General features: G+C 36.6%; 8 protein-coding genes. All 8 read right to left on the bottom strand.

The features are described 5' to 3' along the window. Positions 1 to 49: 49 nt before the first annotated feature. Positions 50 to 2,062 (bottom strand): hemagglutinin repeat-containing protein, encoded by a 2,013-nt coding sequence (locus tag Q0O89_RS09930; protein ID WP_293731543.1) that lies wholly within the window; start codon positions 2,060 to 2,062, stop codon positions 50 to 52. A gap of 24 nt (positions 2,063 to 2,086) precedes the next feature. Beyond that, positions 2,087 to 2,506, bottom strand: a complete 420-nt coding sequence (locus Q0O89_RS09925; RefSeq protein WP_293731542.1) for a hypothetical protein — start codon at positions 2,504 to 2,506, stop codon at positions 2,087 to 2,089. Next, positions 2,503 to 2,910 carry a hypothetical protein gene (locus Q0O89_RS09920; RefSeq protein ID WP_293731541.1) on the bottom strand — a complete coding sequence of 136 codons (408 nt, stop codon included), beginning with the start codon at positions 2,908 to 2,910 and terminating at the stop codon, positions 2,503 to 2,505. The genes Q0O89_RS09925 and Q0O89_RS09920 overlap by 4 nt, the downstream gene beginning before the upstream one ends. Positions 2,911 to 2,920: 10 nt before the next feature. Next, positions 2,921 to 5,983 (bottom strand): hemagglutinin repeat-containing protein, encoded by a 3,063-nt coding sequence (locus Q0O89_RS09915; protein WP_293731540.1) that lies wholly within the window; start codon positions 5,981 to 5,983, stop codon positions 2,921 to 2,923. Beyond that, entirely contained in the window at positions 5,974 to 6,336 is a 363-nt protein-coding gene (locus Q0O89_RS09910; RefSeq protein ID WP_293731539.1) for a hypothetical protein, read from the bottom strand. The genes Q0O89_RS09915 and Q0O89_RS09910 overlap by 10 nt, the downstream gene beginning before the upstream one ends. Before the next feature lie 11 nt (positions 6,337 to 6,347). Then, positions 6,348 to 6,488 (bottom strand): hypothetical protein, encoded by a 141-nt coding sequence (locus Q0O89_RS09905; RefSeq protein WP_293731538.1) that lies wholly within the window; start codon positions 6,486 to 6,488, stop codon positions 6,348 to 6,350. A 66-nt stretch (positions 6,489 to 6,554) separates the two neighbouring features. Beyond that, on the bottom strand, positions 6,555 to 6,914 hold the full coding sequence (locus Q0O89_RS09900; protein ID WP_293731537.1) for a hypothetical protein: 360 nt from the start codon (positions 6,912 to 6,914) through the stop codon (positions 6,555 to 6,557). Between the two features lie 360 nt (positions 6,915 to 7,274). Beyond that, a partial coding sequence (locus Q0O89_RS09895; RefSeq protein ID WP_293731536.1) for a heme transporter CcmA occupies positions 7,275 to 7,489 on the bottom strand: 215 nt, incomplete at its 5' end.

Genomic DNA, 7,489 nt, shown 5'->3' with positions numbered 1-7,489 from the left:
TAGAACAAATAATAATGTCTATTTTTGAGTTGTTTTAATTATGGGGTGTTTACAGATATTCATCTGGTATTTCCGCAAAATAACTACTATGCGAATAACACAAAATACAATTTCCACCAGTTGAACTATTTCCCCCTAAAAGAACAGGAATCAAACCAACTCCATCTGAGTGATGAACTGCTGAATATGCACCACTCTGATATGTTTTTCCATCTTTTCCTTGGTAAGTAAATCCATTTTTGTTTAGTTGATTGCTATATGCTTGAACATTTGTTGCTGTACCATAGAAACGTGCTTTTCTAATTGGTATATCATTTATTCCTCTCCAAATATTCAAATTCTGAAGTGCTACACTTGCAGTCATACCGCCACGACTATGATTACTTGTATCTAACGTATAATTTTTAGCTTTTGCTTCTAAATAAACATCCTGATTTAACTTTTCAGAATTTGTTAATGGCAACAACCCATTAAAAAGACTATCATTCAATTTATCATATAAAGCATAAAGTAATTCAGATGGTAATGCTGTTGCTAACTTCCATCCATCCCATCCTTTATAGTCACCAGTTGGTGGATTCATAATAGTTATAATACCGTTTTGATTAGCTTCGCTTTTATTTTGTTTTTGTGCATTTTTTAATGCATCTTCTCGATCATTAAAAATACCAGGGTTAGATACTACCAAAATATCTTCATTTTCTAATCTTGTTCGTTCTTCAGTTGTGAGATCATCCAAAGACCAAATTTGTCGGCTTTGGCAGTCTTTTGATTGACTAGAAGAACAATGTTGGATCCACATTTCTTTCGGAGCAGTTGCTGAACGATACGCTCTATCTGCTTGCGTTGTCCCAAACATTAACTGTGTCATATCCGCATTGCCTAATCCCCACGCAAGACCTAACCCCATATCAATCCAACGAATTTGTTCATTTAAGTCATTCGCTTCTTGATCGAGTTTTTTAGAGTCTTCCGTATCATAACCACCATTTTTTCGGCGAATCTCAGTAGCTTCTTCGCGTTTTTTATCAATGGTCGCATAATATTCCGCTTTCAATTCTTGACGATTTTTATCGAACGTCTGCGTGACTTCTAATTGCGTATTCAGCTCTTTTTGGAGCTGTTCTTTATCAAAATTCTGATCCAATTTACCCGAATTTTCGACCGCACTTTCAGTAGTAACATCTGTATGAATACCAGTTAAAGTGGTATTAACAGTTTGCCCTGTTTTTGTGATTTGAGCATTTTCATCTCGGATTTGAATGTTCACTGTATTAATACCACTTTTCGTTACACTATCGTTATGCTCACTATCATAACCAAAGCCAACAGATTTATTGAGGCTCATCTGACTTTCAAGATTTGTTGTTTTTGAACCATCAGAATTTATCGTTTCAACCATTGCATTTTGCCCAAATGACGTTAACTTCATCCCACCAATTTCTTTTGGCTTCTCGCCACCACCCTTTGTCATACTAACATCAACACCAAAACTAGAACCCGAGTAATCCGCATGATTTTGAATATCCGAATAACTTAAGGTGCCTGTCTCAAAACGATTCTTGCCATTGTCTTCTGCCACTTGACTTGAAGTAATCAATCCACCTTTTAAGTCCGTGTGATTTTGTACGTTGACTTGATAGCCGTCATCGCCGGTATAAATTCCTGATTGCTCAATAACGCTGGCGTAATCCGCATTCATTTTTGATTGATTGTAAGAGCCTGAGGCTGAAAAACCGTAGCCGACTGTCACTTGTCCGTTTGCATTCATCTGTTTTCCTTTGTAGGTTAAGGTTTCTTGTAGGCTTTCAATATTCAAGTTTTGCGCGTCTAGTTTTACGCCTTTGCCTTGAACTTGTGCGCCTTTAAGGTTGGCAGTCGCACCGCTCTCAAGAGTTGTTTGGCTATTTTTATCACCAACGTGAGTGTAGGTGTAAGTGCTTTCATCGCCATTACCGTAACCTTTTCCGTAATTTCCGCCGGCAGTTACACCAAAACTTACACCATTTCCGAACTGAATCGCCACACCGGCATTAAATCCACTGGATTGAGCATTAAATATATAGTCTGAACTTAACCATTATTTCTAATTACAATATCCCGTTGGTTTAGCTTTGGTTCCACAATCCATTTCAATATAGCCTTTTTTATTTAAACAGCTAATAACTTTATTTATTTGATGATCACGTTCTTCTAAATCAATACATGAATCAACGAACCAGTTATATTTTTTTATACACTGTTCTTTTGTTAAGATCTTTTCATATCCCGTTTGAAATGCCCAAATAGGATCATCCAAATTTATTTTTCGGCTTATACCGCAGTTATAAAAAGCTTCTTTTCGTAGTTTTATATCTGTATTACCTATAGTATCTCTACGTTGAAATTTCTGAATATCAGACATATCGGTAAAATCATCTTTTGTTACACAGGATACAACTGCAAAAGGAGAACAACCACACCCAGAAATAATTAAGGCGATTAAGTAGAGAATTATATTTTTCAATTACAATTTCCAGTCGGATTATTTATAGAACCACAAGAAAAACTCTTGTATCCTTTTGTTTCTAAACATTGATAAAAAGCATTAGCTCTTTTTAGTATTTTTGTGTGATCTATACATTTATTATTAAAGCCTGATGGACAAGATCCATCGGTAATATAATCGGAACTTCTTGGTTTATATAATGACCAATTATCATCAATAATTTCATTTTTACCAATTCCACACTCATATAAAACAGCTTTTCTTTTCACAGGATCTGTTTTTCCCACAGACCTAATATTTTGAATTGCTCTAATCTCAGGAAATCCCTTTATATCATTAATTGAAGAACAACTAACAACACTAAAAAAACATCCACATCCATTAAGAATCCCAGCAAAGAAAAGGAAAATAGCATATTTCATATATATTCCCTTATTGATTCAAAATTAATTCAAATAATTCAGAGCTGAAGAGCTCTGCAGCTGCAAATGGTGTAGCTAAAGGAATAGCAATACCAGTTGCAAACTCTGCGGCATAATGTTCAAATGTAGTTTTTCCTCTACGAGTGTTTCCTTTTTCATCATAAAATTGAGGTAATTGTCCACCTATAAAATCATGGCTACCTGCATAAGCTTCTATAAGCAGATCTTTCCAACTATTTTTTGAATAAAATGTTCCAAAGAATTCACCTAAATAGCCTTGTATACCCCCAGTAGGACCATGCATTGATGATGATATATTCGAATCATTAATAACATCACTGAAAGATCTATAATAAGTTTTCGTCTTCTCATCATATCCGCCAGTGAAATGTACTCTATTATACTCATCAATGAGTACCCCATAAGATCCATCACTATTTTTAGATTGGCTACATCTATTATTATCAATCCCACAAATCACATCCAAATCAAGCCGAACACCACCCAACTTAACCCCATCGAATGCCCCACTTTCATAGGAAACATTCCCAATTTTTTCTCCATTCTTACCAACAACTATTGGAGATTTAAGTGAATTTTGAAGGCTAATATATCGTAGTGTTGTTGAACCCATATACCACCCACCTTGAGTTAAAGCTATGTCTGAAGAACCACTCGCTAAGGTCACAAAGGTTTGTAACGCTCTACGTCCATACTGCCACGCATAAATATCGCCGACTATGCCATCTATATCAGATTTGGCTTGTTCGTATTCTTCCTTAGTTTTAGCATTATCTCGGCGATTCAACGCTTCTTGTAATTTTTCACGTAATGGTGCCTGTTTGGAATCAACAAACGAATTTATCAAATCCAACGCATTATTCTTAAATTCAGCAGTAACTTTAATTTGGGTATCTAGCTCTTTTTGAACAGCATCCTTATCAAAGTTTCGTTCCAATTTACCTGAATTATCAACCGCACTTTGGGTTGTAATATCCGTTTTAATATTAGCAATTGAAGTTTCCGCCGTTTTACCTGTTTTCTCCAATTGTTTATCAGTGTCACGAATTTTAATATTCGCAGTATTTATCCCGCTTTTCGTGATGCTATTGCTATGTTCAGAATCATAGCCAACGCCATAAGATACATTTCCAGCCATTGAGTCCCAGCCTTCTGCTAATACTTTTTCACCAACACCATTTGTATTTTCTATACCTTCAGCTTGATAAATAGGTTCTCCATTTTCATTTACCTTTTGAACGTTACTTTGTTTTGTTGCATTATCACCCAAACCTAAATCAACGTTCATAGATATACCTCCACCCAGCCCAAAGCCACTGGCACTATAATCCGCATGATTTTGAATATCCGAATAACTTAAGGTGCCTGTCTCAAAACGATTCTTGCCATTGTCTTCTGCCACTTGACTTGAAGTAATCAATCCACCTTTTAAGTCCGTGTGATTTTGTACGTTGACTTGATAGCCGTCATCGCCGGTATAAATTCCTGATTGCTCAATAACGCTGGCGTAATCCGCATTCATTTTTGATTGATTGTAAGAGCCTGAGGCTGAAAAACCGTAGCCGACTGTCACTTGTCCGTTTGCATTCATCTGTTTTCCTTTGTAGGTTAAGGTTTCTTGTAGGCTTTCAATATTCAAGTTTTGCGCGTCTAGTTTTACGCCTTTGCCTTGAACTTGTGCGCCTTTAAGGTTGGCAGTCGCACCGCTCTCAAGAGTTGTTTGGCTATTTTTATCACCAACGTGAGTGTAGGTGTAAGTGCTTTCATCGCCATTACCGTAACCTTTTCCGTAATTTCCGCCGGCAGTTACACCAAAACTTACACCATTTCCGAACTGAATCGCCACACCGGCATTAAATCCACTGGATTTATTCGTGCTACGTTCTTGATGTGCCTGTTTCGCTGCAAGTAGGTTGATGTCATTGTCTGCTTTCAAGCTGGTGCCTTGTTTGCCACTGACATCAGAGCCGATGATATTAATATCAGATTGTTTGCCTGCACCGGTGGCAACGATATTCACTTTACCGCCCGCATTCACTTCACTGGATTGAGCGGTATTGCCTTCGGTGTGCGTGGTTGAGACATTTTTTTGTTGTCCGTAAGTAATAGAAATCCCTACCGTAGTCGATGGTTGAGCATTTTTATCTGCCACAATATTATTTTTTAAATCAGGTTGTGGCATAGAATTGGCTAAGCGATAGGCTGACCAAGCAGTATTGGCTACAGCCAACGCATTAATACGATCGTCCTTACTTTTTCCAACCGTTTTAACGGCGTTATATGTGTTGGTCATTGCTTGAGCAAGCGCTAGGGCTGGAGCTGACAACGCAATCGTCAATCCTTTTTGTTCATAAGTATATTTATAATTACTCTCATAATCCGAATGTGCCGCGGTGATGTTGACGGATTTGGCGAGAATATCGACATCGCCATTGACCGCGGTGACAACGCTACCTGTTTGTTGGTAATGATTGTTTGCTTGAATGGTTGTGTTGCCTTTTAAGCTCCCCACTTGGCTACTTGTCGCGCTTTCTTGCGTGCGGTCTTGTTCTACTTTTTCTTTTTTCTCTCCAATGCTAAATCCAAATCCACCACTGCCCATTAAGCCTGATTTGCTCGTTTTCTCAAAATCTTCTTCAAAAACACGATTTTCCGCTGCTTGAATGCTGATATTTTTTGCCTTAGCAACAAGATGGTTTTCTGCTACTACATTTGAACCCTGAACACTCACATTGCCGTTATTGGCTTGTAATACGACATTGTTACCATCAATGGCAGAGCCTTGCGCGCTATCATAACGGTGGTCATGTTTAGTCACCGAGGTGATAGTTTGCAAGGTGCCGTGGTGGGTGCTTTTTGCGCCGAAAGAGAGTTGCTCTTGGTTGCGGCCTTCTTGGATTTGTACATCGCCATTTGTTGAGCTAAGGGTAACCGTACCGTTGTCACTGTGTATGCCGGCTTGACGAAGTGCGGTGAGGTTTTCGCTTAGAATGTTCACGTCATTTTTTGCCGTCAGTTGACTGCCCACTTCTTGGGTTTGCTTTACCCCCAAGGTTTAGCATCAGGTTTGCTATACTTTGCTCTCCATTTAATACATTCAGGCTCATTCCACACATATCTTTCTTCGCATACTGGACCTTGCTCTAAATACCAACCTTTTTTCTCTAAACATAAATTTACTGCAAGATAGCCGCTTTCGCCACGAACAGGATCCATTCCACAAGCTCGCATATCATTCTCTCGTAGAGTTAAATACTCATGTACATAATTTGATGTTGAAATGTATGATATTTTATGCTCATCACCAAGATGCCATTTATAATATGCCCTAGGCGGCTTAAATCCCCCCATTGAGCAAGAAGCTAACAAACTCGTACTCAATATCAAAGTCACAAATTTTTTCATAATCTCTCCAATTATTTATTTAACTCTTTCTTTTGATTTAAATCAAAGATAGTTTGTTCTTTATTCATAATTAGATCTTTTTCTTCCTTACGATAACCATCTTTCACACATTGCTTTTGTCCTACTTTTGTATTGTTATAGCTTTGGTTCATATATTCTGACCAATTCAATATATTTTTATTTCCTAATACTCCTAGATTGGATACTCTCCATGAATATTATTTCATGTATTTTCTATATTTAGAAAAGGCTTCGCATTCTTCTGGTCGGTTTGCACAATAAACTAAACCTGATCCTTTGATAAAAAATCTATACTCACGATCATATAAACACTGACCTAAAATGGGATCTGTTTCCTTTAGTTGTTTTAGACTTAAGTCATCTATTTTAGAGTCTTTTTTTCCCATAACTTGATCCATGGCTCTTTGGAGACAATCTTTATAAATATTGTTAGGTACTTCTTCATTAGTTTTAAAATGGATCCAACTACTCATAGTATCTAGAGTATATGATTCTCTAAACCAAAATAAAGAACATCCAGTTAGAAAGAAAACAAATAATATATTTAATTTATTCATATAGCTACTTTATTTCATTAGATGAAAAGTATTATCCATACTTTAATCGAAGCCTTGGAACTTATTAGTTTCTGTATTTATCATATATTTCACATATATCTTTATTATGATAGCAGTAAAGCCAACTATCGGTTCTAAATCTATATCCTTTTCTATATAAGCATTGAGCATATTGTTCTCCAGAAATATCTTTTTTTGTTAGTGCAAAACAATTATCCAACACTTCCCTTGTAGCCTTTTGTTGGTTATTCAAATTTTGCCAATATGCCATTCTATTAAGAGAATAGCTTTCCCTGTAAAGAAAGATATCGAGACAAGCTGTTAGGAGTAAGCATAGCAATGCAATTGTAAAAACACGCATTATTTTTCCTTTACTTTATTAAAATGACGCTCTCCACCTTGAAAATAAATTCTTTTTAAAAAATTAGATTTATTTTCAATACTTTGATTATCATTTTCCACATACTTCAAATTATTAATATTTTGATTAGCATCAGAATGAGCCTTACCAAAACTTAATCCCTCTACTTCCTTGGCATTTGGATTATTCCCAATAAAATATCCTAATACCCCTG

It is taken from the genome of uncultured Actinobacillus sp. (assembly GCF_945915845.1).
Classification (GTDB): domain Bacteria; phylum Pseudomonadota; class Gammaproteobacteria; order Enterobacterales; family Pasteurellaceae; genus Exercitatus.
This window is presented reverse-complemented; position numbering and strand designations above follow the sequence as displayed.

Excerpts from the sequence above, each read along its gene's own strand:
- Q0O89_RS09920 (WP_293731541.1), bottom strand. The coding sequence starts at position 2,910 with ATGAAATATGCTATTTTCCTTTTCTTTGCTGGGATTCTTAATGGATGT.
- Q0O89_RS09900 (WP_293731537.1), bottom strand. The coding sequence starts at position 6,914 with ATGAATAAATTAAATATATTATTTGTTTTCTTTCTAACTGGATGTTCT.
- Q0O89_RS09910 (WP_293731539.1), bottom strand. The coding sequence starts at position 6,336 with ATGAAAAAATTTGTGACTTTGATATTGAGTACGAGTTTGTTAGCTTCT.
- Q0O89_RS09905 (WP_293731538.1), bottom strand. The coding sequence starts at position 6,488 with ATGAACCAAAGCTATAACAATACAAAAGTAGGACAAAAGCAATGTGTG.